Source organism: Kitasatospora sp. NPDC058243 (assembly GCF_042882025.1).
Classification (GTDB): domain Bacteria; phylum Actinomycetota; class Actinomycetes; order Streptomycetales; family Streptomycetaceae; genus Kitasatospora.
In genome coordinates, this window is the sequence record NZ_JBHVWW010000053.1 from 1 (window position 1) to 22,996 (window position 22,996).

Annotated in this window: 21 protein-coding genes and 1 riboswitch; of the genes, 13 read left to right on the plus strand and 8 right to left on the minus strand. The window is 73.5% G+C overall.

The annotated features are described in order from the left end of the window. Nucleotides 1-79: 79 nt before the first annotated feature. Nucleotides 80-1,027: an ROK family protein gene (locus ACFVX9_RS28070; protein ID WP_063348236.1), complete on the minus strand. Its 948-nt coding sequence runs from the start codon at nucleotides 1,025-1,027 to the stop codon at nucleotides 80-82. A gap of 293 nt (nucleotides 1,028-1,320) precedes the next feature. Between ACFVX9_RS28070 and ACFVX9_RS28075 the strand changes: the two genes are divergently transcribed. Further along, nucleotides 1,321-2,601 (plus strand): extracellular solute-binding protein, encoded by a 1,281-nt coding sequence (locus ACFVX9_RS28075; RefSeq protein ID WP_063348235.1) that lies wholly within the window; start codon nucleotides 1,321-1,323, stop codon nucleotides 2,599-2,601. Nucleotides 2,602-2,649: 48 nt separating this feature from the next. On the opposite strand, the gene ACFVX9_RS28080 is transcribed toward ACFVX9_RS28075, so the two are convergent. Next, a complete protein-coding gene (locus ACFVX9_RS28080) occupies nucleotides 2,650-3,000 on the minus strand; it encodes a cupin domain-containing protein (RefSeq protein ID WP_380482434.1) in 351 nt (116 codons plus the stop codon). Between the two features lie 67 nt (nucleotides 3,001-3,067). Between ACFVX9_RS28080 and ACFVX9_RS28085 the strand changes: the two genes are divergently transcribed. Then, nucleotides 3,068-3,328, plus strand: a complete 261-nt coding sequence (locus ACFVX9_RS28085) for a DUF3263 domain-containing protein (RefSeq protein WP_063348233.1) — start codon at nucleotides 3,068-3,070, stop codon at nucleotides 3,326-3,328. Between the two features lie 30 nt (nucleotides 3,329-3,358). Next, on the plus strand, nucleotides 3,359-4,198 hold the full coding sequence (gene otsB / locus ACFVX9_RS28090) for a trehalose-phosphatase (protein ID WP_387984174.1): 840 nt from the start codon (nucleotides 3,359-3,361) through the stop codon (nucleotides 4,196-4,198). Between the two features lie 89 nt (nucleotides 4,199-4,287). Here the strand turns inward: otsB and ACFVX9_RS28095 are convergent, their stop codons facing one another. Beyond that, nucleotides 4,288-5,754 (minus strand): trehalose-6-phosphate synthase, encoded by a 1,467-nt coding sequence (locus tag ACFVX9_RS28095; protein ID WP_387984175.1) that lies wholly within the window; start codon nucleotides 5,752-5,754, stop codon nucleotides 4,288-4,290. A 50-nt stretch (nucleotides 5,755-5,804) separates the two neighbouring features. Then, nucleotides 5,805-6,806, minus strand: coding sequence for a glucosyl-3-phosphoglycerate synthase (locus tag ACFVX9_RS28100; protein WP_244293389.1), 1,002 nt, complete (start codon nucleotides 6,804-6,806; stop codon nucleotides 5,805-5,807). A 147-nt stretch (nucleotides 6,807-6,953) separates the two neighbouring features. Beyond that, nucleotides 6,954-7,090: riboswitch (SAM riboswitch) on the plus strand. A 17-nt stretch (nucleotides 7,091-7,107) separates the two neighbouring features. Between ACFVX9_RS28100 and thrC the strand changes: the two genes are divergently transcribed. The 8 genes from thrC to ACFVX9_RS28140 all read left to right on the plus strand — a co-directional run bounded on the left by thrC (nucleotide 7,108) and on the right by ACFVX9_RS28140 (nucleotide 14,138). Continuing rightward, entirely contained in the window at nucleotides 7,108-8,388 is a 1,281-nt protein-coding gene (thrC, locus tag ACFVX9_RS28105; RefSeq protein WP_387984177.1) for a threonine synthase, read from the plus strand. Nucleotides 8,389-8,429: 41 nt separating this feature from the next. Beyond that, nucleotides 8,430-8,708 (plus strand): MoaD/ThiS family protein, encoded by a 279-nt coding sequence (locus tag ACFVX9_RS28110; protein WP_063348229.1) that lies wholly within the window; start codon nucleotides 8,430-8,432, stop codon nucleotides 8,706-8,708. A gap of 578 nt (nucleotides 8,709-9,286) precedes the next feature. Then, nucleotides 9,287-9,490: a cold-shock protein gene (locus ACFVX9_RS28115; RefSeq protein WP_030289665.1), complete on the plus strand. Its 204-nt coding sequence runs from the start codon at nucleotides 9,287-9,289 to the stop codon at nucleotides 9,488-9,490. A 346-nt stretch (nucleotides 9,491-9,836) separates the two neighbouring features. Continuing rightward, nucleotides 9,837-11,459 carry a chaperonin GroEL gene (gene groL, locus ACFVX9_RS28120; protein WP_063348228.1) on the plus strand — a complete coding sequence of 541 codons (1,623 nt, stop codon included), beginning with the start codon at nucleotides 9,837-9,839 and terminating at the stop codon, nucleotides 11,457-11,459. 95 nt (nucleotides 11,460-11,554) lie between these two features. Beyond that, nucleotides 11,555-11,911: a hypothetical protein gene (locus ACFVX9_RS28125; RefSeq protein WP_063348227.1), complete on the plus strand. Its 357-nt coding sequence runs from the start codon at nucleotides 11,555-11,557 to the stop codon at nucleotides 11,909-11,911. 110 nt (nucleotides 11,912-12,021) lie between these two features. After that, nucleotides 12,022-12,405 (plus strand): PadR family transcriptional regulator, encoded by a 384-nt coding sequence (locus ACFVX9_RS28130; protein ID WP_079135692.1) that lies wholly within the window; start codon nucleotides 12,022-12,024, stop codon nucleotides 12,403-12,405. Beyond that, on the plus strand, nucleotides 12,402-13,394 hold the full coding sequence (locus tag ACFVX9_RS28135; RefSeq protein WP_380374804.1) for a hypothetical protein: 993 nt from the start codon (nucleotides 12,402-12,404) through the stop codon (nucleotides 13,392-13,394). Before ACFVX9_RS28130 ends, ACFVX9_RS28135 begins: the two co-directional genes overlap by 4 nt. Before the next feature lie 57 nt (nucleotides 13,395-13,451). Further along, nucleotides 13,452-14,138, plus strand: coding sequence for a copper homeostasis protein CutC (locus tag ACFVX9_RS28140; RefSeq protein ID WP_387984180.1), 687 nt, complete (start codon nucleotides 13,452-13,454; stop codon nucleotides 14,136-14,138). Between the two features lie 57 nt (nucleotides 14,139-14,195). Here the strand turns inward: ACFVX9_RS28140 and ACFVX9_RS28145 are convergent, their stop codons facing one another. Together ACFVX9_RS28145 and ACFVX9_RS28150 are read right to left on the minus strand one after the other, a co-directional pair. Further along, nucleotides 14,196-16,247, minus strand: coding sequence for a HelD family protein (locus ACFVX9_RS28145; RefSeq protein WP_387984181.1), 2,052 nt, complete (start codon nucleotides 16,245-16,247; stop codon nucleotides 14,196-14,198). A gap of 284 nt (nucleotides 16,248-16,531) precedes the next feature. Beyond that, a complete protein-coding gene (locus ACFVX9_RS28150; protein ID WP_380374810.1) occupies nucleotides 16,532-18,169 on the minus strand; it encodes a DNA repair helicase XPB in 1,638 nt (545 codons plus the stop codon). Between the two features lie 213 nt (nucleotides 18,170-18,382). On the opposite strand from ACFVX9_RS28150, the gene ACFVX9_RS28155 reads away from it, so the two are divergent. Further along, complete coding sequence (locus ACFVX9_RS28155; protein ID WP_063348222.1) at nucleotides 18,383-18,634, plus strand: hypothetical protein; 252 nt, start codon at nucleotides 18,383-18,385, stop codon at nucleotides 18,632-18,634. Nucleotides 18,635-18,654: 20 nt separating this feature from the next. Here the strand turns inward: ACFVX9_RS28155 and ACFVX9_RS28160 are convergent, their stop codons facing one another. After that, nucleotides 18,655-21,156 (minus strand): helicase C-terminal domain-containing protein, encoded by a 2,502-nt coding sequence (locus tag ACFVX9_RS28160; RefSeq protein ID WP_063348221.1) that lies wholly within the window; start codon nucleotides 21,154-21,156, stop codon nucleotides 18,655-18,657. Nucleotides 21,157-21,499: 343 nt separating this feature from the next. Between ACFVX9_RS28160 and ACFVX9_RS28165 the strand changes: the two genes are divergently transcribed. Further along, the gene (locus ACFVX9_RS28165) at nucleotides 21,500-22,330 is read left to right on the plus strand and encodes a hypothetical protein (protein WP_387984184.1); all 831 of its coding nucleotides are present in this window, start codon (nucleotides 21,500-21,502) and stop codon (nucleotides 22,328-22,330) included. Here ACFVX9_RS28165 and ACFVX9_RS28170 read toward each other — a convergent pair. Then, on the minus strand, nucleotides 22,227-22,961 hold the full coding sequence (locus ACFVX9_RS28170; protein WP_380374814.1) for a TetR/AcrR family transcriptional regulator: 735 nt from the start codon (nucleotides 22,959-22,961) through the stop codon (nucleotides 22,227-22,229). The two genes, ACFVX9_RS28165 and ACFVX9_RS28170, sit on opposite strands and share 104 nt — an antisense overlap. Nucleotides 22,962-22,996: the final 35 nt, after the last annotated feature.

The following is a 22,996-nucleotide window of genomic DNA, read 5'->3' on the forward strand; positions in this document are numbered from 1 at the left end:
AGGCGGCCGCCCTCGACGACGCCGCCGGGCAGGACCAGCCGGGCGCCGGCCAGTGCGGTACGGTCACGGTCCGCGGTGGTCACGCGGTCACCTCCATGGAGAGCAGATCCCAGGCGAGCAGGCCCGCGCCCAGGGACGCGGCGGTGTCTTTGAGCATGGCGGGTACGACCTTCGGGGGCATCTGGAAGGTCAGGCGCTCGGTGACCGCCGTGCGCAGCGGGCCGAAGAGCGTGTCACCGGCCTCGGCCAGCCCGCCGCCGACGATCACCGTGGACGGGTCGAGCAGGCTCTGGGCGAGCACGATCCCGTCGGCGAGGGCGTCGACGGCGCCCTGCCAGACCGCGAGCGCGCGGTCGTCCCCGGCGTCCACCGCGGCGGCGCAGGATGCCGCGTCGGCGTCGGGGTCGCCGCTGGCCGCGGCCCAGGCACGGGACACGGCGGAGGCGGAGGCGAGCGTCTCCAGACAGCCGCGGGCGCCGCAGCCGCACTGCGGTCCGCCCGGGCGGACCACGACGTGGCCGATCTCGCCGCCGTAGCCGTGCGCGCCGGCCTCGATCCGGCCGCCGATGCCGATGGCACCGGCGATGCCGGTGCCCAGCGCGATGAACAGGAAGCGGTCGACGCCCCGGCCGGCGCCGAGCCGGCCCTCGGCCAGGCCGCCCGAGCGCACGTCGTGGCCGAGTGCGACGGGGATGGCGGCTCCGTCGGGCCCGGCCAGGCGCTCGCCCAGCAGCTTGCGCAGCGGGAGGTCCCGCCAGCCGAGGTTGGCCGAGTAGACCGCGATGCCGTTCCTCTCGTCGATCGTGCCCGGGACGGCGACGCCGGCCGCGAGCGGGGCGACGCCGAAGCGGCCCCGGCCCTCGTCCGCCAGGTCGGCGGCGAAGTCGAGGATGGCGGCGACCACGGCGTCCGTGCCGTGCTCCCGCCCGGTCGGTCGGCGTGCTTCGAACAGCACGGAGCCGTCCTGGGCGAGCAGCGCGGCCTTCATGCCGGTGCCGCCTACATCGAGTGCGATGACGTGCTTCACGGAGGACAGTTTCCCTTGGTCGGGTAGAAGAGGTCTAGTCCAGTTGTCGGATTGGTCTGGTCCAAAGTAGGTGAGCTTTGTCGCAGATGGGGTCGGTGTGAGCGGCTTTGCGTCGGGCGCCTTCCGTTCACCTTCTGTTGCGCATCGTGCAATGACGTCCGCACTTCGATAACTACTCGGCGGGCTCGGCACAGTGGTGTGGACCACCGCCAGGTGGGTTTGGCAGTGTTGCGCCTCCCCCCTCCCGGATTCCCCCGTCCGGTCGCAGTTCTCCCCTGAAGGCGGTACCCGCGTTGAACAGGCGCGCCCACGTTCCCACCCGCGTCCTCGGCACCGCGCTGGCCGGAGCACTGGTACTCACCGCTGTCAGCGCCTGCGGCGGGCAGAACGACGGGCCGGTCACCCTCAAGCTGGTCGCCGCCGACTACGGGGAGAGCGCCGACACCAGCTCCAAGCTCTACTGGGACGAGATCGCGCACGGCTTCGAGGCTGCCAACCCCGGCATCAAGGTCGACGTCGAGGTGGACAGCTGGACCGACATCGGCAAGAAGGTCGACGACATGATCGCGGCCGGCAAGTCCCCCGACCTGCTGCAGACCGGCGGCTTCGCCGACCAGGTCGCGGCGGACCGGCTGTACCCGGCCGCCGACGTGCTCTCGATGGACACCCAGGCCAACTTCCTGGACACCTTCGCGCACGCCGGGCAGGTGCTCGGCACCCAGTACGGCATCCCGTTCGTCTCCTCCTCCCGGGTGCTCTTCTACAACAAGGCGGTCTTCCGCCAGGCCGGCATCACCCAGCCGCCGGCCACCTGGAACGAACTGCGCCAGGACGCCGAGAAGATCAAGGCCAAGGTGCCGGGCGTGACCCCGTACGGGCTGCCGCTCGGGCCGGAGGAGGCGCCGGCCGAGTCCATGCTGTGGACGCTGAGCGGCGGCGGCAGCCTCTCCGACGACGTCGGCAACTACACCATCGACAGCACCCAGAACCAGGCCACCTTCAGCTGGCTGAAGAACAACCTGGTGGCCACCGGGCTGACCTATCCTGACCCGGGCAAGATGAACCGCACCCCGGTCTTCCAGGACTTCGCGGCCGGGAAGGTCGCGATGCTGAACGGGCACCCGACGCTGCTGCGGATGGCCACCGCCGGGAAGATCGACTTCGGGACGGCGCCGATCCCCAAGAAGGACGGCGTGGGCAAGACCGGCAGCCTCGGCGTCGCGGACTGGATGATGGCGTTCAAGGCCAACGGGCACAAGAACGAGATCAAGAAGTTCCTGTCCTTCGCCTACTCCCGCGAGTTCCAGCTGAAGTTCGACGAGCAGTACAACCTGCTGCCGGTCACCCAGGACGCGTTCAACCAGATGACGTCCGACCCGAAGCACGAGGACCTCAAGCAGTTCGCGGTCGGGCTGACCAACGCCAGCTTCTACCCGTTCGGGGACCCGGCCTGGGGCGACGTCAGCAACCGGATCAAGGCCGGGATCGGGCAGGCCGTCACCGGGGACCCGAAGCAGGCGCTCGCCGGGCTGCAGGACGCGGCGGTCAAGGAGGCGGCCCGGGTCCGCAGGTGAACCCGGGCCGGGGCGCCCTCCAGGGGCGGGGTCTCAGGGTCGGGCTCGTCAGGGGAGCGTGATGGCGTAGGCCTTGCGGAGCGTCTCGTGGACCGTCCAGGTGGTCCGGTCGCCCTCGCGCAGCACGGCGCAGTCGCCCGGGCCGACCTCCAGGGTCGGGCCGCCCTCGACCTCGATGGTGGCCCGGCCGCTGAGCACCACGAACAGCTCGTCGGCCTCCACGTCGGTGACCACGCCCGGGGTGATCTGCCAGATGCCGCGCAGCTGGCGGCCGTCGGAGGACTCGGAGAGGACCAGGCCGGAGACCTCCGGGGTGCCGGAGACGATCTGGGCCGGGTCGAGCGGGTCGGGTTCGAGGTCGGCGGTGGGGATGTGCACGGCGAAGCTGGGCGTGGTCATACCGCCGACGCTAGCCGGGGCGGCCGGGCGCCGGAGGGCGCACAGTGTGTCCGGCTCACGCGGGAGAATGACACTCCGTAGTGATGGCGGAGGTGTCCTGGTGGGCGAGCTGAGTGAGCGGGACCTGGCGGTGCTGGCCCTGGAGGGGCGGCAGTGGCGGACGGCCGGGGCCAAGGAGCGGGCGATCCGGGAGGAGCTGGGGCTCTCCTCCACCCGGTACTACCAGCTGCTGAACGCGCTGCTGGACCGGCCGGAGGCACTGGCGCACGCCCCGGTGCTGGTGAACCGGCTGCGCCGGATCCGGGAGGCCCGTCGGTCCGCGCGGTAGCGGGAGGGGGCCGCGGGGTAGGGCTCGGGCATGGGCTTTGACGAGAAGTGGGTGCCGGTCACGGCTGCCGGGCGGGACGGGCTGCGGGCGATCCTGGCGGCGCCGGGCGAGGCGGTGATCGCGCTGGACTTCGACGGGACGCTGGCGCCGATCGTGGCGGACCCCGATCGGGCGCGGGCGCATCCGGGGGCGGCGGCCGCGCTGCGGGCGCTGGTGCCGGCGGTGCGGGCCGTGGTGGTGGTGACCGGGCGGCCGGCCGCGCTGGCGGCGGAGTACGGCGGCCTGGCCGGGCTGCCCGGGGTCGTGGTGCTGGGGCACTACGGCGCCGAGCGCTGGGAGGGCGGCGAGGTGACCGCGCCGCCGGTGCACCCCGGGGTGGCCGGGGCGCGGGCGGCGCTGCCGGGCCTGCTGGCGGCGGCAGGGGCGCCCGAGGGGACGTGGCTGGAGGACAAGGGGCGCTCGCTGGCGGTGCACACCCGGCGCACGGCGGCGCCCGAGGAGGCGCTGGAACTGCTGCGGGCGCCGGTCGGCGAGCTGGCGGCCGGGCACGGGCTGGTGGTGGAGCCCGGGCGGCTGGTGCTGGAGCTGCGGCCGCCGGGGGTGGACAAGGGCGCGGCGCTGACCGGCTTCCTGCGCGAGCACGGGGCTGGCTCGGTGCTGTACGCGGGGGACGACCTGGGGGACGTGGCGGCCTTCGCGGCGGTGGAGAAGCTGCGCGGCGAGGGGGTGGCGGGGCTGCTGGTGTGCAGCGGCGCGGTGGGGGACGCGCCGGTGCGCGAGCTCGCCGACCGGGCGGACCTGGTGGTCGCGGGCCCGGCCGGCGTGGTGGAACTGCTCGCGGCGCTCGGCGCGGCCGTCGGCGCGGGCTGAGCCGGGCGGCAGCGCGCGGTCGGGCCGGTTCAGCGCGCGTCGAGCCGGCTCAGAGCGCGTCGAGCCGGTTCACAGCGCGCCGAGCTGGTTCACAGCGCGTTGAGCTGGTCGAGGAACCACTGCTGCGGGGGCAGCGCGGTGGCCGCCGCCGCGAGGCGCTTGGTGCGGTCGGCGCGCTCCTCCTCGGGCATGGTGAGGCCGGCGTGCAGGGCGTCGGCGGTGGCGATGACGTCGTACGGGTTGACGGTGAGCGCGTCCTCGGCGAGTTCGGCGTACGCGCCGGCCTCGCGGGAGAGCACCAGGGCGCAGCCGTGGTCGGACACCACCGGAACCTCCTTGGCGACCAGGTTCATGCCGTCCCGGATCGGGTTGACCAGGGCCACGTCGGCGAGCCGGTAGGCGGCCAGGGAGCGCGGGAAGTCGTCGTCGACGTGCAGGATCAGCGGCTGCCAGGCGGGGGTGGCGAACTCGGCGTTGATGTCCTCGGCGAGCCGTTGGACCTGGGCGGTGTAGGCGCGGTACTCGGCGAGGTCGGTGCGCGAGGGGTAGGCGAAGGCGATGTGCACCACCCGGTCGTGCCATTCGGGGCGGGTGCGCAGCAGGTGCCGGTAGGCCTGGAGGCCGCGGACGATGTTCTTGCTCAGCTCGGTGCGGTCGACCCGGACGATGGTGCGGCGCCCGCCGACGGCCTCGCGGAGGGCGGCGAGGCGTTCGTCGACGTCCGGGCGGTGGGAGCGTTCGCGCAGGAAGTCGGCGTCGGCGCCGAGCGCGTGGACGCCGAGCCGGGTGGTGCGGCCGGCGTGGGTGACGGTCATGGCGTCCCGGTCGACCTCGGCACCGAGCAGGTCGGCGCAGCAGTCGGCGAAGGCCAGCGCCCAGCGGCGGGTCAGGAAGCCGGCCCGGTCGGCGCCCAGGATGCCGGTGAGGACGGCCTCGGCGACGTCGTCGGGCAGCAGCCGGTAGTACTCGGGCGGGGCCCACGGGGTGTGCGAGAAGTGGCCGATCCGCAGGTCGGGGCGGGCGGCGCGGAGCAGTGCCGGGGTCAGCGAGAGGTGGTAGTCCTGGACCAGCACGGCAGCCCCGGGGGCGGCCTCGGCGGCCAGCGCCTCGGCGAAGGCGGCGTTGTAGGCGCGGTAGGCGGCCCACTCGGTGCGGAACCCGGCGTCGAAGGCGGGGGCGGTGGGGGTGGCGTAGAGCAGGTGGTGGACGAACCAGAGGGTGGAGTTGGCGACGCCGTTGTAGGCGCGGGCGAAGGTGTCGGGATCGATGTCCAGCATGCGGACGGCCTGGCCGCCCACGTCGTGCCCGGCGAGGTCGAGGCGGCCGTCCGGGGCCTCTCTGGCGGCCTGTCGGTCGGCGGCGCCGAGGGCGGCGCAGACCCAGACGGCGTCGGGGTCGTCGATGGCGGAGAGGCCGGAGACCAGGCCTCCGCCGCCGCGGCGGAGGGTCAGCGTGCCGTCGTCCGCGGTGCTGAACGACACCGGTCCCCGATTGGAGGCCACCAGGACGGGGGCGGTGCCGGTCGCACTCGAACGTTCGGTCGTGAGATCGCCCATGGTTGGTACGTTGCCTGGGCTCCGGAGCGGCAAACCCTTTCGGTGGGTGTTCAGTGTCGGGTCGCGTACTCGGGCACGGTGTGCATGGGCGGGCGTTCCAGGGCGGTCACCGGGTGGGTGTGGGCGGTGAACTCCCGGCTCTGCGGGTCGCGGGTGAACTGGGTCAGCAGCGGGTGGACGAGGTCGGCCGAGGCCTTCAGCCGGTGCGTGCGGTCGAGGCGTTCGAGGGCGGTGCGGTAGATGGTGGCGGCCATCCGGCCGAGGGCCTGGCCGTCCTGGTGCCGGTGGTGCCGGACGCCGACGTCCACCTGGGCCAGGGCGTCCAGCCCGACCGTCTCCAGCGCGTCGACCAGCAGGCCGAGTTCGACGCCGTAGCCGGTGGGGAAGGGAAGCCGTTCGAGCAGCGCGCGGCGGGCCGCGTACTCGCCGCCGAGCGGCTGGACGAAACCGGCGAGTTCCGGCCAGTGCAGGTTGAGCAGCGGGCGGGCGACCAGTTCGGTGACCCGGCCGCCGCCGGCCGGGACCACCGCCCCCTCCGTCTCCAGCGGCCGGTCGTACATGGCCTTGACCAGCTGGATGTCCGGTTCGGTGAGCAGCGGGCCGAGGATGCCGGAGACGAAGGCCGGGTCGAACTCGCGCAGGTCGGCGTCGACGAAGCAGACGATGTCGCCGCGGGTGACCAGCAGCGAGCGCCAGAGCACCTCGCCCTTGCCGGGGACGGCGGGCAGCCGGGGCAGGATCGCGTCGCGGTACTCCACCCGGGCGCCGGCCCGGGCGGCGACGGCGGCGGTGGCGTCGGCCGAGCCGGAGTCGATGACGACGAGTTCGTCGACCAGCGGGAGGCGCTCCATCAGCTCGCGGCGGATGGTGCGGACGATGTCGCCGACGGTGGCCTCCTCGTCCAGTGCGGGCAGCACCACGCTGACCGTGTGGCCGGTCCGGCGCTTGGCCTCCAGCAGGGCGTGCACCGGCCGGTCGACCGCGCTCCACGAGCGGCGGCGCAGCCAGGACGCCGCCTGCGGGAGCAGCGCGGGGGTCGGTTCGGCGGGCACGGGACTCTCCTCGGCGGGGTCGGTGGGACGCGCCATCTCGCGTGGCGGACGATCCCGTTCGGGGTTGACGCCTTCGGATACAGTCTTCGTACAGCGGCCGGACCTTTGCACGTCGGGGTCGCCGTTGAGCACCACCACAATTTCACAAGCTCATCCAGAGGGACTGAGGGAACGGCCCGTTGACGTCCCGGCAACCTTCTCGCGCGGCTGTCTGTCGACAGGCCCCGGCGGGACAGGTGCCAATTCCGGCCTGTGGCGCGACCGTGCCACGGGGAAGATGAGGAGAGAGGCCTCCGCCATCATGGCTATCGACACTGTCGCACCCGCATCCGTGGACCTCGGCCCCGCCACCGCGCTGTCCTGTCGGGAGTGCGGCACCCGCTTCCCGCTCGGTCCGAGCTTCGCCTGCCTGGAGTGCTTCGGCCCGCTGGAGATCGCGTACGACTTCGGCAGCGAGGGCGCCGAGGCGCTGCGCCGCCGGATCGAGGCCGGCCCGAGTTCGATCTGGCGCTACGCGCCGCTGCTGCCCGTCCCGGCCGACGTCGCCACCAAGCCCAACCTGAACCCCGGTTGGACCCCGCTGGTCAAGGCGGACAACCTGGGCCGCGAGCTGGGCTTCACCGCGCAGCTGCACATCAAGGACGACTCGGGCAACCCGACCCACTCGTTCAAGGACCGCGTGGTGGCCTGCGCCATCGAGGCCGCGCGGGCCTTCGGCTTCACGACGCTCTCCTGCTCCTCCACCGGCAACCTGGCCGGCGCGGTGGGCGCGGCGGCCGCCCGGGCCGGTTTCAAGTCCTGCGTGTTCATCCCGCACGACCTGGAGCAGGGCAAGGTCGTCATGGCCGGGGTGTACGGCGGCGAGCTGGTCGGCATCGAGGGCAACTACGACGACGTGAACCGCTTCTGCTCGGAGCTGATCGGCGATCCGGCCGGTGAGGGCTGGGGCTTCGTCAACGTCAACCTGCGCCCCTACTACGGCGAGGGCTCCAAGACGCTGGCGTACGAGATCTGCGAGCAGCTCGGCTGGCGGCTGCCGGAGCAGATCGTCATCCCGATCGCCTCCGGCTCCCAGCTGACCAAGATCGACAAGGGGCTGCAGGAGCTGATCAGGCTCGGCCTGGTCGAGGACCGGCCGTACAAGGTCTTCGGCGCCCAGGCGGCGGGCTGCTCGCCGGTATCGGCGGCGTTCAAGGCCGGCCAGGACGTGATCCGCCCGGTCAAGCCGGACACCATCGCCAAGTCGCTGGCGATCGGCAACCCGGCGGACGGCCCGTACGTGCTGGACATCGCCCGGCGCACCGGCGGCGCGGTCGAGGACGTCACCGACGCCGAGGTGGTGGACGCGATCCGGCTGCTGGCCCGGACCGAGGGCGTCTTCGCCGAGACCGCGGGCGGGGTGACCGTCGGCGTGCTGAAGAAGCTGGTGGAGACCGGCCAGCTGGACCCGGCCAAGGAGACCGTCGCGATCAACACCGGCGACGGCCTGAAGACCCTGGACGCCGTCGCCGGGGCCGGGATGACCGCCGTCATCCGCCCGACCCTGGCGTCCTTCCACGACGCCGGCCTCGCGTCCGCCTGAAACACCCCCCACCCCGCTGGGTCGCACCCGCTAGGAGAACCATGAGCGCCAACGTCCGTATCCCCACCATCCTGCGCACCTACACCGGCGGCGCCGCCGAGGTGGCCGCCGAGGGCGCCACCCTGGGCGAGGTCATCGCCGACCTGGAGAAGAACCACGCGGGGATCGCCGCCCGCATCCTGGACGACGCCGGCAAGCTGCGCCGTTTCGTCAACGTCTACGTGAACGACGACGACGTGCGCTTCGCCGAGGGCCTGGCGACCGGGATCGCGGCCGGCGCCAGCGTCTCGATCATCCCGGCGGTGGCCGGCGGCTGCTGAGCCGCGCCCCGACCCGGGCACCCCGCCCGAGCCGTTCGTCCGACCGGCCGTCCGCGCGTACGGAATTCCGTTCTCCGTACGCACGGACGGCCGGCCGCATTTCGGCGGGAATATGGCGGGGTCAAGTCGGAGTAGAGTGTGGCTCGGTTGGGAACAGGGCTTCCCCTCATCCTCACCCGCGAATCGCCGGACGGTCGTCCGGCCGCTGAGACCGGTCGGGTGCCTGGGCCGTGAAACATGTCAGGCAGATGTCAGAATTCCCGCGGGGATTTGTAGTAATCCGTCCGCTATGTCCGGCGTGAAATGCCGAATTCCTCCCGCTTTCGCCCGTCCTGCCCCTTGGCGCGGTGCCGGAATTCCCCGCAGCTGACCCTGTTGCAGAGGGCGTCGATCCGGATACATTCAGCCGCGGTCGACGTAATCACCCGCTCACAGGGCGCCGTCAGGCACCCCCGGCGGAGGACTGCGGCGTGCACGGCTGCGCCCAGGGGGGGTTCCCCGGGCCGGCCTTCAAACCAGACCCGGGCCCGCGACCTGCGGGCGCGTGAAGGGCCAGCACAGCACTAGGGGAGTTCGGAATGGCTCAGGGCACCGTCAAGTGGTTCAACGCGGAGAAGGGCTACGGCTTCATCGCGGTCGACGGTGGTGCGGACGTCTTCGTCCACTACAGCGCGATCCAGATGGACGGCTACCGCACCCTCGAGGAGGGCCAGCGGGTCGAGTTCGAGATCTCCCAGGGACAGAAGGGCCCGCAGGCGGACATGGTCCGCGCCGCGGTGTGACCCCCTTCCGACCCCAGGAGCTCGGCGCGGCCCACGGCTGGTGACCACTCGCTTCTCGACGGGCCCGTACGACACGCGTCGTGCGGGCCCGTCGGCGTTCCCCGGCGGGGAGTTGCGCGGGTCGGCGGGAGCGCCCCGGACGGCTCGCGGGATCGCGATTGGGCTTGCACTCGACCACCCGGAGTGCTAATCATTGGCGTTAGCACTCACAGCGTGAGAGTGACAGCGGACCGGGTCGGTGAGGCCCCCGGGAGCGGTAGGGGAAAGGACCCCCGCACACCAGGGCCGTCCGTCGCGGGCACCCCTTGGTCCGAGCAGTCGACCGTGTCCCGGAGGACCACTTCTGATGGCCAAGATCATCGCCTTTGATGAGGAAGCTCGCCGCGGCCTTGAGCGTGGCATGAACCAGCTCGCCGACGCAGTGAAGGTCACGCTCGGCCCCAAGGGTCGCAACGTCGTGCTGGAGAAGAAGTGGGGCGCCCCCACGATCACCAACGACGGTGTCTCCATCGCCAAGGAGATCGAGCTCGAGGACCCCTACGAGAAGATCGGCGCGGAGCTCGTCAAGGAGGTCGCCAAGAAGACCGACGACGTCGCGGGTGACGGCACCACCACCGCCACCGTGCTCGCCCAGGCCCTGGTTCGCGAGGGTCTGCGCAACGTCGCCGCCGGCGCCAACCCGATGGCCCTGAAGCGCGGCATCGAGAAGGCCGTCGCCGCCGTCTCCGACCAGCTGCTGGCCCAGGCCAAGGACGTGGAGACCAAGGAGCAGATCGCCTCCACCGCCTCCATCTCGGCCGCCGACACCCAGATCGGCGAGCTCATCGCCGAGGCCATGGACAAGGTCGGCAAGGAAGGCGTCATCACCGTCGAGGAGAGCAACACCTTCGGTCTGGAGCTTGAGCTCACCGAGGGCATGCGCTTCGACAAGGGCTACATCTCCGCCTACTTCGCGACCGACCTGGAGCGCATGGAGGCGACGTTCGAGGACCCGTACATCCTCATCGCCAACTCCAAGATCGGCTCGGTCAAGGACCTGCTGCCGCTGCTGGAGAAGGTCATGCAGAGCGGCAAGCCGCTCGTCATCATCGCCGAGGACGTCGAGGGCGAGGCCCTGTCGACCCTGGTCGTGAACAAGATCCGCGGCACCTTCAAGTCCGTCGCCGTCAAGGCCCCGGGCTTCGGCGACCGCCGCAAGGCCATGCTCGGCGACATCGCCATCCTCACCGGTGGCACCGTGATCTCCGAGGAGGTCGGCCTCAAGCTGGAGAACGCCGGCATCGACCTGCTGGGCACCGCCCGCAAGGTGGTCATCACCAAGGACGAGACCACCATCGTCGACGGTGGCGGCGACAGCGAGCAGGTCGCCGGCCGCGTGAACCAGATCCGCGCCGAGATCGAGAACAGCGACTCGGACTACGACCGCGAGAAGCTCCAGGAGCGCCTCGCCAAGCTGGCCGGCGGCGTGGCCGTCATCAAGGCCGGCGCGGCCACCGAGGTGGAGCTCAAGGAGCGCAAGCACCGCATCGAGGACGCCGTCCGCAACGCGAAGGCCGCCGTCGAGGAGGGCATCGTCGCCGGTGGTGGCGTCGCGCTGCTGCAGGCCTCGGTCGCCTTCGACAAGCTGGAGCTGGAGGGCGACGAGGCCACCGGTGCCAACATCGTCAAGGTCGCGCTGGAGGCCCCGATCAAGCAGATCGCGACCAACGCCGGCCTGGAGGGTGGCGTCGTGGTGGAGAAGGTGCGCAACCTCCCCGCCGGTCACGGCCTGAACGCGGCCACCAACACCTACGTCGACCTGATCGCCGAGGGCATCATCGACCCGGCCAAGGTGACCCGCTCCGCGCTGCAGAACGCCGCCTCCATCGCGGCGCTGTTCCTCACCACCGAGGCCGTCATCGCCGACAAGCCGGAGAAGGCCGCTGCGGCCGCCGGCGGCGGCATGCCGGGCGGTGACATGGACTTCTGATCCTGATCGCACCGATCGGATCAGTTGGTTCCTGATCGTGTGGGCGGTCCCCTTCGGGGGGCCGCCCACACGGCGTTCTACCGGAGAATGGACAGATGGCTTCCGACGACATCGAGACCGCGCTGCACAACGCGCGGGCGCTGATCCTGGCCGACCTCACCGCGCGGGACGTGGCGGACGCCGCCGTCGTCTCCTTGGTGGAGCAGGCCGTGACGCACCGCCGCTGGTGGCTGGAGCAGTGGCCGGACGGCACCGAGTACGTGCTCGGACTGGTCGCCCAGGACGTCCAGGACGCGCTGCTGGAGGCGTACGGGCGCTGGCCGCTGTGCACCGCCTGCGCCGCCGACGGGGACCCGCACGCGCTCGGCGTGGAGCCGGAGCTGGGGCCGGAGCCGCACTGGGTGTGCGGCAAGCAGGGTGCGGTGGTCGCGCCGGTGGGGGAGCTCTCCTAGTCCGCTCGTGGCCTGCTCCTGGTCCGCTCCCAGCCCGCTCGTGGTCCGCGTGGTGGACCGGGCGGCGGGAGTACTGGACCTATAGGTAGGTTGACGATATATGTAGTCGTATGACTGAACGCTCGATGCAGGAGCCGACGCTGCTGCTGCTCACCGCCCTGGCGGACGCCCCGAGACACGGCTACGCCCTCATCCAGGAGATCGCCGCGATCTCCGAGGGCCGGGTCAAGATGCGCACCGGCACCCTGTACGGCGCCCTCGACCGGCTGCTCCAGCAGGGGCTGATCGAGGTCGCCGCGGAGGAGGTCGTGGACGGGCGGGCGCGGCGCAGCTACGCGCTGACCAGCGTCGGCCGGGAGGCGCTGGCCTCCGAGGCGGAGCGGCTGCGGGCCGTCGCCACCGAGGCGGAGCGCCGTCTCGCGAACGTCCTGTCGGCGCTGCAGGGGAAGCCGGAGCCGGAGGGGAAGTCGATGATGAGGGGGTTCTTCGCATGACCACACCCATGACCACACCGACGATGGGGGCGCCTTCGACCGCGCTGCGGGCGGCGCTGCAGTTCTACCCGCCGCGCTACCGCCGGGAGCGCGGCGAGGAGCTGGCCGCGGTGTTCGCCGACACCACGGCGGAGGCCGGCCGCTCGGCCGTCGCCCGCGAGGCGTTGGACCTGGCCGCGTACGGACTGCGGGTGCGGCTCGGGCTGACCGGCTCCTCGCTGGCCGGGCGGGTGCTCGCGCTGGCCGCGCCGATGGTCGCCGGGGCGCTGGCCGGTGCGGCCCTGGTGCCGTGGGTGAGCGATGCGGAGCGGGCCGCCCATCGGCTGACCTGGGACGACTCGTACCTCACGTACGCCCTGACCATCGCGCCGCCGGTGATCGCGCTGCTGCTCGCGGTGGCCGTCGTGACGGGGCGCTGGACGGCGGTGCGGGTCATCTCGCTGGTCCAGGCCGTCTCCGCGCTGTTCGTGCTGGCGCAGGCCGTCGTGCTGCCGCCGGAGTTCGACCTCTGGGGGGTGGGGGACAGCAGCGTGGCCACCATGCCGTTCGTGCTGGGGGCGCTGCTGCTGGCCGCGGCGCCGACGGAGTTGCTGCCCAGGGCCTCCTGGCGTTCCGGCGGGCTGGCGCTGGCCTCGGTCCTCGGGGGCGGGCTGCTGGTGGCGCTCCAGCACTGGGGCGACTCGACCTTCCCGCTGGACATGCAGTGGTTCGCGGTGCTGCTGATCGGGCCGCTGCTGCTGACCTTCACCGCGCTGCGCGGCCGGGTGCTGCCGGCGGCCGTCGGGGTCGCGGTGCTGTCGCTGACGATGTTCGCGGGCCTGTTCAACATCTGGCGCGAGGGCCGCGGGTTCTGGCACGTGCTGCCGATGGCGGCGCCGGTGCTGCTGCTCCTGGTGGCGGCCGCGGTGGCGGTGCGCCGGATCGGGACCGGCGACGGGCTCGGCGGACGGTTCGGCGGGGGCTCCGGGAAGGGGCGCAGCCTGGCGTGATCCGGGGGGTGGGGCGAAGTGCTCGCCGGGCCCGGCCGGATGTGGCAACCTACTGATATGTCTAGACCAATTTTCGAAGTCATCGCGCTGACGCCCCAGGACGCCCAGGCTGCCGAGTCGGGCGGCGCCGACCGGCTCGAACTGGTCACCGACATGGCCGCGGACGGGCTCACCCCGCCCGTCGAGGACTTCGCCCGGATCCGGGCCGCCGTCGACATCCCGCTGCGCGTCATGCTCCGGATCCAGGACGGCTTCGCGCCCGGCGGCCTGGACGAACTGGCCGCCCGGGCCGCCGCGTTGCGGGCCGAGGGCGCCGAGGAGTTCGTCTTCGGCTTCCTCCACGCCGACGGTGCCGTCGACCTGGCCGCCACCGCCGCCGTCGCCGAGGCGGTGGCCGGCTGCCGCTGGACCTTCCACCGGGCGATCGACCACAGCGCCGACCGGGCCGCCCTGCGGGCCGCCGTCGGCGCGCTGCCCGGGCTGGACACCTTCCTCACCTCGGGCGCGGCCGCCGGCGTCGACGCCGGGCACAAGGTGCTGCTGGCGGACCTGGCCCGCGCGGGCGAGCCCGGGTACGGGCAGCGGATCCTGATCGGCGGCGGCCTGCGGGCCGAACACCTGAAGGGCCTGCGGGCCGAGGGCTTCGACGGCTTCCACGTCGGCGGCGCGGTGCGGGCCGACGGCTGGCGGACGCCGGTGGACGCGGCCAAGGTCGCCGAGTGGCGGGCGCTGATCGACGCCTGAGCGCGCGCGGCGGGCGGGGGCCGGTCCCGGTGGGGCCGGCCCCCGCTGCCCGGTTCCTCAGTGCAGCTGCGCGGGCAGCGGCTCGCCGTGCAGCACCGTCAGGCCGGAGACGGCACGGGTGAGCGCCACGTACAGCCGCCGCAGGCCGGTCCGCTCGTCCGGCTCGCCCGCGACCACCGCGGCCGGCTCGTCCAGCACCACGTAGTCGTACTCCAGGCCCTTGGCCAGCGAGGCCGGGACGAGCGTCAGCCGGGCCTCGGCGCTGGTCTCGGCGCCGGGGGACAGGTACGGCAGGCCGGCCGCGGTCAGCGCCTCGGCGAGCGCCGGGATCCGGGCGTCGGCGGCGATCAGCCCGGTCGAGCCCTCGTGCTCCAGCGCCTCGCGGCAGGCCGCCAGGACGGCGGGCACGGCCTCCCCGTCCGGGAGGCGGCGGATCGTCAGCGAGCCGGGGGCGTCGCGGACGGAGGTCGCCGGGGCCAGGCCCGGGGCGATCGCCGGGAGCAGCCGGGAGGCGTACGCGATGACCTCCTCCGGCACCCGGAAGCCCTTGGTCAGCTCCTCGACGTGGGCGTCCGGCTTGCCCAGGTGGCGCAGCGCGTCCGGCCAGCTCGCCGTCGCCCACGGGGTGGTGCCCTGGGCGAGGTCGCCGAGGACGGTCGCCGAGCCCGTCGTGCAGCGGCGGCCGACCGCGCGGTACTGCATCGGGGAGAGGTCCTGCGCCTCGTCCAGCACCACGTGCCCGAGCGAGGGGGTGCGCTGCACCAGGTCCGTCGCCTCGTCGACCAGGACGGCGTCGGCCTGCGTCCAGCGGGCCGTCTTCACCGAGCGGCCCGGCTTGGGCCACAGCACCGCCTGCTGCTCCTCCGGGGTCAGCACGCCCTCCGCGCAGGCGGCCAGGAACTCCGGGTCGGAGAGCAGCCGCAGCACCAGCTTCGCCGGATCGACCGCCGGCCAGCACTCCTTGGCCACCGCCTTGACCGCGGCGTTGCGGGCCACCGCGTCCTGCACCCGGTCGTCGGGGGCCTCGCCGGACTGTTCCATCTTCAGCAGCACGGTGTGCGCGATCCGCTGCGGCAGGGCGTCCCTGGCGGCGCCGTAGCGCACCTCGCGGCCCTTCAACTCCTCGATGATCGCGGCGAGCTCGTGCACCTGGACGCGCCAGCGGCGGGAGCCGCGGACCACCACGCAGGGCTCGGTGGGCAGCGCGATGCCCGCGCGCACCGCCCGGCGCAGCACCTCGGCCATCCGGGCGTCGCCCTTCAGCCGGGCCGCCTGCGGGTCGTCCTCGCCGCGCACCTCGACGTGCCCGACCAGCTGCTGCACGGTCGCCTGGGCGACGTCCAGCTCGCCCAGGGCCGGGAGCACCTGCTCGATGTAGGAGAGGAAGGCGTTGTTCGGCCCGATCACCAGCGTGCCCGTCCGGGCGAGGCGCTCGCGGTGCGCGTACAGCAGGTACGCGACGCGGTGCAGGCCCACGGCCGTCTTCCCGGTGCCGGGGGCGCCCTGGACGCAGATGGTGCCCGTCACGTCGGAGCGGACGATCTCGTCCTGCTCGGGCTGGATGGTGGCGACGATGTCGCGCATCGGGCCGACGCGGGGCTTCTCGATCTCGGCGGCGAGCAGGGCGGAGGCGGTGTCCGCCTCCGCCGGGTCGCTCAGGTGCTCGTCCTCGTAGGCGGTGAGCTCGCCGGCGGTGTAGCCGAAGCGGCGGCGGCGCTCGACGTCCAGCGGCTCGGTGCGGGTGGCCCGGTAGAACGGCTGGGAGACCGGCGCGCGCCAGTCGATCACCATCGGGTCGCCGTCGGCGTCGTGGACGTGCCGGCGCCCGATGTAGAAGTTCTCGCCGCCTCCTCCTTCGCTCAGCTCCTCGCTGATCGCGTGCAGGTAGTCCAGGCGGCCGAAGAACAGCGGGGTGTGCGAGAGGTCGGCGAGGGCGGCGATCCGGGCCTCGATCTGGTTCTGGAGGACGGCGGCGGACACCCAGGTGCCGGTCACGTCGCGCAGGTCCAGCGACTGGACGTCCTCGCGCATCGCTCGCAGCGCGGACCGGGACGCGGCCAGGTGGTCGCGTTCGCGCTGGAGGGGGTCGGTGGTGGGGGTGGCGGGCACAGCGAACCTTCCCGGCTGCGCCGGAACCGGGCGCAGCGGATCGATGGAGCTCACGGTGGGTACGGCCGACCGGTTGCCGTGCGGTCGGCGCCTCCCCCGGCTGCCTGCGCGACTTCAGCAGGTACCACGGTTCGGGAGGGGGCAGACGGACGATCCTAGACCCGTGCGGCCCGGGGTTCCAGCCCCGCAGGTCCCGGGCCTGCAGGTCCCGGCCCCCGTACGGGCCGCAGGACGTGCGCGACGGCGGCACCGCCCCGGGCACCGCCGCGCGCCTGCCGCACGCCCTACAGCACGTCGTCCGCGTCGATGATGCGGTACGCGTAGCCCTGCTCGGCCAGGAAGCGCTGCCGGTGGGCGGCGAAGTCCTGGTCCACGGTGTCCCGGGCGACCACCGAGTAGAAGTGCGCCGAGTGGCCGTCCGCCTTCGGGCGCAGGACGCGGCCCAGGCGCTGGGCCTCCTCCTGGCGGGAGCCGAACGTCCCGGAGACCTGGATGGCCACGGTGGCCTCGGGCAGGTCGATCGAGAAGTTCGCGACCTTGGAGACCACCAGGACGCCGATCTCCTTGTTGCGGAACGCCTCGAACAGCTTCTCGCGCTGGGCGTTGCTGGTCTCGCCCTTGATCACGGGCGCGTCCAGCACCTCGCCGAGCTCGTCCAGCTGGTCGATGTACTGGCCGATGACCAGCGTCTGGTCCTTCTCGTGCTTCTTCACCAGCGCCTCCACCACCCGCCGCTTGGTCGCCGTGGTGGCGCAGAAGCGGTAGCGCTCCTCGGGCTCGGCGGTGGCGTAGGACAGGCGCTCCGAGTCGGTCAGGGTGACCCGCACCTCGCAGCAGTCGGCGGGCGCGATGTAGCCCTGCGCCTCGATCTCCTTCCACGGCGCGTCGAAGCGCTTGGGCCCGATCAGGCTGAACACGTCGCCCTCGCGGCCGTCCTCGCGCACCAGCGTCGCGGTCAGGCCCAGGCGGCGGCGGGCCTGGAGGTCGGCGGTGAACTTGAACACCGGCGCGGGCAGCAGGTGCACCTCGTCGTAGACCACCAGGCCCCAGTTGCGGGCGTCGAACAGTTCCAGGTGCGCGTAGGCGCCCTTCCGCTTGGTGGTCATCACCTGGTAGGTGGCGATGGTGACCGGGCGGATCTCCTTGCGCGTCCCGCTGTACTCGCCGATCTCCTCCTCGGTGAGCGAGGTGCGCTTGACCAGCTCGTGCTTCCACTGGCGGGCCGAGACGGTGTTGGTGACCAGGATCAGCGTCGTCGACTTGGCGTGCGCCATCGCGGCCGCGCCGACCAGCGTCTTGCCGGCGCCGCAGGGCAGCACCACGACGCCCGAGCCGCCGTGCCAGAAGCCCTCGACGGCCTGTGCCTGGTACGGGCGCAGCCGCCAGCCGTCCTCGTCCAGCTCGATCGGGTGCGCCTCGCCGTCCACGTACCCGGCGAAGTCCTCGGCCGGCCAGCCGAGCTTGAGCAGCACCTGCTTGATCTGGCCGCGCTCGGAGGGGTGCACCACCACCGTGTCCGGGTCGACCCGGGCGCCGACCAGCGGGGCGATCTTCTTGGAGCGCAGCACCTCCTCCAGCACCGGCCGGTCGGTGGTGGCGAGCACCAGCCCGTGCGTCGGGTGCTTGAGCAGCTGGAGCCGCCCGTAGCGGCCCATGGTGTCCGCCACGTCCACCAGCAGTGCGTGCGGCACCGGGTAGCGCGAGTACGTCACCAGGGCGTCGACCACCTGCTCGGCGTCGTGCCCCGCCGCCCGCGCGTTCCACAGCCCGAGCGGCGTCACCCGGTACGTGTGCACGTGCTCGGGGGCGCGCTCCAACTCGGCGAACGGCGCGATGACGCGGCGGCACTCGGCGGCCTTGGGGTGATCGATCTCCAGGAGAAGAGTTTTGTCGCTCTGGACGATGAGCGGTCCGTCGTTCACGCGGGGAAGCCCTCCACTGGCTGACAGGCTGGATTGACGCAGACCCTCCAGTGTCGCGCATTGCGCGGCGAACGTGAGCGGGCCCCTTCCAAACGTGATCGGGCTTCTTCCATTCGTACGGGTGACCGCGCCCGCGACCGCGACCGCGCCGGTACCCGCGCCCCGGGCGACGGCTCCGGGTGACCACGGTGCGCATCGCTCGTTGAGCCGGTCATGAAGAAGTCGAAGCGCGTTCTCACCGCTCTCGCCCTGATGGGCACGGCCTTCGCGGCCACCGCCTCGTCCGTCGGCTCCGCGCACGCCCTCGCGGGGATCGGGGAGGGGCCCGGCGGGCTGCTCGCCGCGCCCGGATTCCTGATCGCCGACCAGGTCGGCGGCGGCTCGCTGCCGGTCGGGCAGGGGGAGATCGGCAGCCTGGCGGACAAGGCCGTCAAGGAGAAGATGAAGGAGTCGCAGGGGCACTGAGCCCGGCCCTGCCGCCGGGGTTACTCGTCGAGCTCCGCGACGCCGGTGATGCGGTGCAGGGCGAAGGTGCGGAGCTCGTCGGCGTGGTGGTCGAAGGCGGTGACGAAGCCGCCTTCGACCTTGACCGGGTCGATGATCCGCTGGCTGGCGATGCCCTCGGCGTTGAGGTAGCCGATCCACATCCGTTCGCCGAGCAGGACGGCGGTCTGCAGGGCCGCGAGGGTCTCGGCGGCGGCGGTGCGGGGCAGCTGGCGCGGGTCGGGGGTGGAGTCACGGCGGTTGACGGTGGCGGCGCGGTCGCCGGCCCGGATGGCCTTGATGGCGGCGGCGAGCAGGGTGTCGTCGGGGGTCGGCGGGCCGTCCGGGACGGGCGCGGGGGCGGTGCGGGGCGGGGTGCGGTGGCTGTCCTGGCGGGTGATCAGCACGTCGCCCTCGGCGGACTCGGCGGCCGGGGCGTAGCCCATCGTGCGCAGGGCGGCGAGCAGGACGTCCGGGGCGGCCTGGGCGGCGAGGACGGTGGGGGCGAGCAGCCGCAGCCGCAGGTCGGCGGAGCGGCGGTCGGCGAGGACCTCGTTCAGCAGCGACGGGTCGTCGCAGCGCAGGTAGGAGGAGGCGGCGCCGACCCGCAGGATGCCGTGCCGGCGGGCGACGTCGTCGATCAGGTAGCCGAGCGGCTGCGGGACGGGCGTCCGGGAGTGCTGCTCCAGGAAGGCCCGCAGGTCGGCGGCGGTGCGTCCGGCGTCGAGGGCGCGGCGCACGGACACCGGGGTGAAGCGGTAGACGGTGGCGCCGCCCTTGGACTCGATGTCGGCGCACAGCGCGAGGGCCTGGGCGAGCGGGGTGAGCAGCGGGCCGGGGGCGATCGCGGTGAGGTCCGGTTGCAGGATCACGTGGTCGAGCGGCTGCGGCAGCAGCGGGGCGAGCACCTCGGCCGGGTCGGATTCGGCGGTGAGCAGGGCGCGGGCGGGGGCGGCGAGGGCGCCGCGGCCGGTGACGCCGAGGAGTTCGGCCTCGGCGAGGGTCCAGGCGGTGAGGTCGTCGCGCAGCTCGTGGCCGTCCGGGCCGGTCGGGCCGCCGCGCAGCGGGCGCTGCCAGCGCAGGGTGGGCAGGAGTTCGGCGGCGGTGGCGGGGGTGCCGGGCGGGAGTTCGGCGAGCAGCGCGAGGGTGGCGCGGCGGACGGACGGGGCGAGGGTGCGGTCGAGCTCGGGCCCGAGGGCGGCGCGCGGCTTGCCCTTGCCGTCCGGAGTGCCGGTGAGGGCGGGGACGCGGGTGGCGGCGAGCCAGGCGGCGGCGAGGACGGACCAGCGTTCGGCGGTGTCCCGCTGGAGCCAGCCGTCGTAGGCCGGGGTCGGGGCCCAGCGCTCGTCGGCCTCGCCGTCGGGGGCCAGCAGCCCGGCGGCGTAGGCGAGTTCGAGCCAGAAGGCGGCCTGCTGCTCGGTGGTCTCCAGGGCCTGCGCGGTGCGCTTGAGGTCGCGGATGCCGAGGCCGCCGGCGCGCAGCGTGGGCGGCGGGGTGAGGCCCCAGGTGTCGAGGAGTTCCTCGACGGTCTTGACGGCGGTGTGGGCCTGGCCGGCCGCCGCGCCGTCCACAGCCTGTGGATCGCGCGGGGCGGCGGCCGGGGCGGGCTCGGGCTGGACCGGCTCGACGGCGCGGTGGGTGCGGCCGCCGCGCAGGTGCAGGGCCAGTTCGCGCGGTAGGACGACGCTGCCCGGCCCGCTGGGCAGCAGCAGCCCGCGGGCGAGCAGCCACTCGACGGGGCTCTGCGCGTCCTCGGCGGTGACCGGGCGGGTGGCGTCCGGGACGGTGCCGGTCGGCGGCCCCCAGACCAGCCGCTCCAGCAGCCGCAGCGCGGCCTCGGGGGCGGTGTCGAGCAGCGCCGCGCAGCGGGCGCGGTCGTTCAGCAGGGCGGCGAGCGCGTCGACGGCGGTGACCGGGTCCGGGGTGGCGGGCTGTCCGGCGGAGGCGAGCAGCTGCTGCAGCCGGGCCGGGGACATGCCGACGGTCGCGTCGGAGAGGGTCGGGCCGAGGCCGGTGCGGCCGGGGTTGGCGGCCGTCGGGGCGAGTGCCTCGCGGACGGCGAGGACCAGCCGCAGGCCGTTGTCCGGGCCCCAGAGCAGGGACCGGTCGCGCAGGGTGGCGATGGCCCGGGGGAGGGCGGCGGCGACGGCGGACCGGTCGGCGGGCGTCAGCGGGGTCGCGCCGGGGTGCGGCTTGACCTTGGCCGGGCCGGTCAGCAGGGTGCGGACGGTGGCCAGGCCGGTGCCGTCCGGGGCGGTGGCCAGGACCTCGGCTACCTGCAGGGTGAAGCGGTCCAGGCGCTCCAGGGCGCGCAGCGCCGAGGCGCGGGAGGAGAGCCGGGCGGACAGCTGGGTGAGGTCGCCGGGGACGGGGTTGAGCAGGTCGGGGCGGGAGCGGAGCAGGGCGGCGAGCGCGTCGTCGGGGCGGGCGCGCAACTCCTCGGCGAGGGTGCGGGGGCCGGCGGCGGACCTGCCCTGGCGTTGAGGGCCCTGCTGTGTGGTCATTCGACCTAGGTTAGTCGGGCGGGCGGACGGCGGGGTGTCCGTGCGGCGGCCCGTGGTGGACCGGCCCTCAGGACTCGCGTGGGCGGGGGCGGGGTGGGTAGCGTCACGGCCGAGGGTGGTTCGGTGGGCCGGGGTTCGGGCGCGAGGCGGGGTGTCGGTGATGACGGACGGCGAGTGGTGGCGCAGGAGCGGGCCGTGGAGCGGCCGTTCGGGGGGCGGGGCGGGGGCCTCCGGCGGGTCTGCCGGGGCCGGTGCTGCCGGTGACAAGGGCGGTTCGGGCGGTCCGGGGGCGTCGGGTGGGTCCGGCGCCTCCGGTCCGTCCGGCGCCTCCGACGGGGACAGCGTGTACGACACGGCGGCGCCGGGCGGCGGGACTCCGTCGGTGCCGCTGGATCCGCCCCGGACGCCGCGCGCCCAGGGGGCCGGGGCGCCGCCCGTACAGCTGGACAAGTCGCGTTTCGACGGGCCCGAGGACGATTCGGACTCCATCCCGCCGCCCCAGGTGTACAGCTCCGGCGCGAACGGCTGGGATCTGGTGCTGCTCAACTTCTCGGACTCGCCGCAGGCTCCGCCGAAGCCGATCCCCGAGCAGCGCGCCGGGGGCGGGGTGGGTGCGGCGGGCGCGCAGGCTGCCGATCCGGCGGGAGCTGCGGCGGGGGCGGCTGCGGCGGTTGCGGCGGCTTCGGGGAAGGGGAAGAAGCAGCGCAAGGCCAAGGGGAGGGCGGCCGCCGCGGGGAAGGCGAAGGCGCAGCCGGCCGCCCCCGCCGGCCAGGCCGGTGCCGATGCGGGCGCAAGTGCGGGTGCGGGCGTCGGGGCTCGGCGGCCGTCCCTGCTGGTGCTCCTCTCCTGCGGGCTGCTGATCGGCGGCGCCGCCATGAGCTTCTTCCCGGCGATGCTGGTGGGCTGGGCCCTCGGCTACCTGTCCCGCCAACTCTCCGATCTGATGCGCAAGTTCGTCATCCTCGGGATTCCGCTGATCACGATGAGCGCGGCCACCCTGCACGCCATGCAGGCCAAGCCCGGCGCCCAGGGCGGCGCGGGCGTGCAGGCCGGTGCGCAGTTCAGCCAGATCAGCTGGTCGGCGGCCCCGGGCGTGCTGCGCCTGTCGGCGGTGCTGTCGGCGGTGGTGCTGCTGCTGCTGAGCCTGCGCCGTCGCCCGCCGCAGCAGGGCTGAGGCCCGGGACGAGGGCGGCGAAGCCGGTGCAGAGCAGTCGGATGCTCTGGGTGAACTTCTCGTCCTGGCTGATCCGGGGGATCAACTCGCCCATGATCAGCGGGAACTGCGCGCACAGGTCGGCGTAGAGCTCGGCGCTGACGGGTGGTGGGGCCGGTGGCTGGTTCTGTTCCTGGAGGACGAAGCCGGTGACGTGGCTGAGCAGGATGTCGGCGGCGATGCCGCAGTGGACGGTGGGCAGGCCGGCGTCGAGGAGGGTGCGCAGCAGGCGTTCCATCAGGGAGAGGCCGCCGGAGCTGAGGACGCCGGGGCTCTCGGCGAGGAGCAGTGCGCCGCCGGGGTGTTGCCGGATGCTGCGGCGCAGGGTGGTGGCCTGGGCCTCGACCCGGTCCCGCCAGGTGGCGTCGGGGGGGAGGGCGGCGAGGGCTCCGGTGCCGGTGTCGTAGGCCTGTCGGCAGACGCGGTCGGCCATCAGGGTGAGCAACTCGTCCTTGCCGCGCACGTGGTAGTAGAGGCTGCCGGCGTGGGCGTCGAGGCGGTCGGCGACCTGGCGCATGGACAGGTTGTGGTAGCCGACCTCCGCGAAGACGGCCATGCCCGCATCGACGATGCGCTCCTTGGTGAGCTTCATCGCTCCACCGTACAACGTTTTCCAACACCGTTCGA

Coding starts and splice junctions, on each gene's coding strand:
- ACFVX9_RS28095 (WP_387984175.1), bottom strand. CDS start 5,754: ATGGGCGATCTCACGACCGAACGTTCGAGTGCGACCGGCACCGCCCCC.
- ACFVX9_RS28115 (WP_030289665.1), top strand. CDS start 9,287: ATGGCTCAGGGCACCGTCAAGTGGTTCAACGCGGAGAAGGGCTACGGC.
- ACFVX9_RS28155 (WP_063348222.1), top strand. CDS start 18,383: ATGAAGAAGTCGAAGCGCGTTCTCACCGCTCTCGCCCTGATGGGCACG.
- ACFVX9_RS28085 (WP_063348233.1), top strand. CDS start 3,068: ATGACACTCCGTAGTGATGGCGGAGGTGTCCTGGTGGGCGAGCTGAGT.
- ACFVX9_RS28080 (WP_380482434.1), bottom strand. CDS start 3,000: ATGACCACGCCCAGCTTCGCCGTGCACATCCCCACCGCCGACCTCGAA.
- ACFVX9_RS28160 (WP_063348221.1), bottom strand. CDS start 21,156: ATGACCACACAGCAGGGCCCTCAACGCCAGGGCAGGTCCGCCGCCGGC.
- ACFVX9_RS28135 (WP_380374804.1), top strand. CDS start 12,402: ATGACCACACCCATGACCACACCGACGATGGGGGCGCCTTCGACCGCG.
- ACFVX9_RS28125 (WP_063348227.1), top strand. CDS start 11,555: ATGGCTTCCGACGACATCGAGACCGCGCTGCACAACGCGCGGGCGCTG.
- ACFVX9_RS28140 (WP_387984180.1), top strand. CDS start 13,452: ATGTCTAGACCAATTTTCGAAGTCATCGCGCTGACGCCCCAGGACGCC.
- thrC (WP_387984177.1), top strand. CDS start 7,108: ATGGCTATCGACACTGTCGCACCCGCATCCGTGGACCTCGGCCCCGCC.
- groL (WP_063348228.1), top strand. CDS start 9,837: ATGGCCAAGATCATCGCCTTTGATGAGGAAGCTCGCCGCGGCCTTGAG.
- ACFVX9_RS28110 (WP_063348229.1), top strand. CDS start 8,430: ATGAGCGCCAACGTCCGTATCCCCACCATCCTGCGCACCTACACCGGC.
- ACFVX9_RS28130 (WP_079135692.1), top strand. CDS start 12,022: ATGACTGAACGCTCGATGCAGGAGCCGACGCTGCTGCTGCTCACCGCC.
- ACFVX9_RS28170 (WP_380374814.1), bottom strand. CDS start 22,961: ATGAAGCTCACCAAGGAGCGCATCGTCGATGCGGGCATGGCCGTCTTC.
- otsB (WP_387984174.1), top strand. CDS start 3,359: ATGGGCTTTGACGAGAAGTGGGTGCCGGTCACGGCTGCCGGGCGGGAC.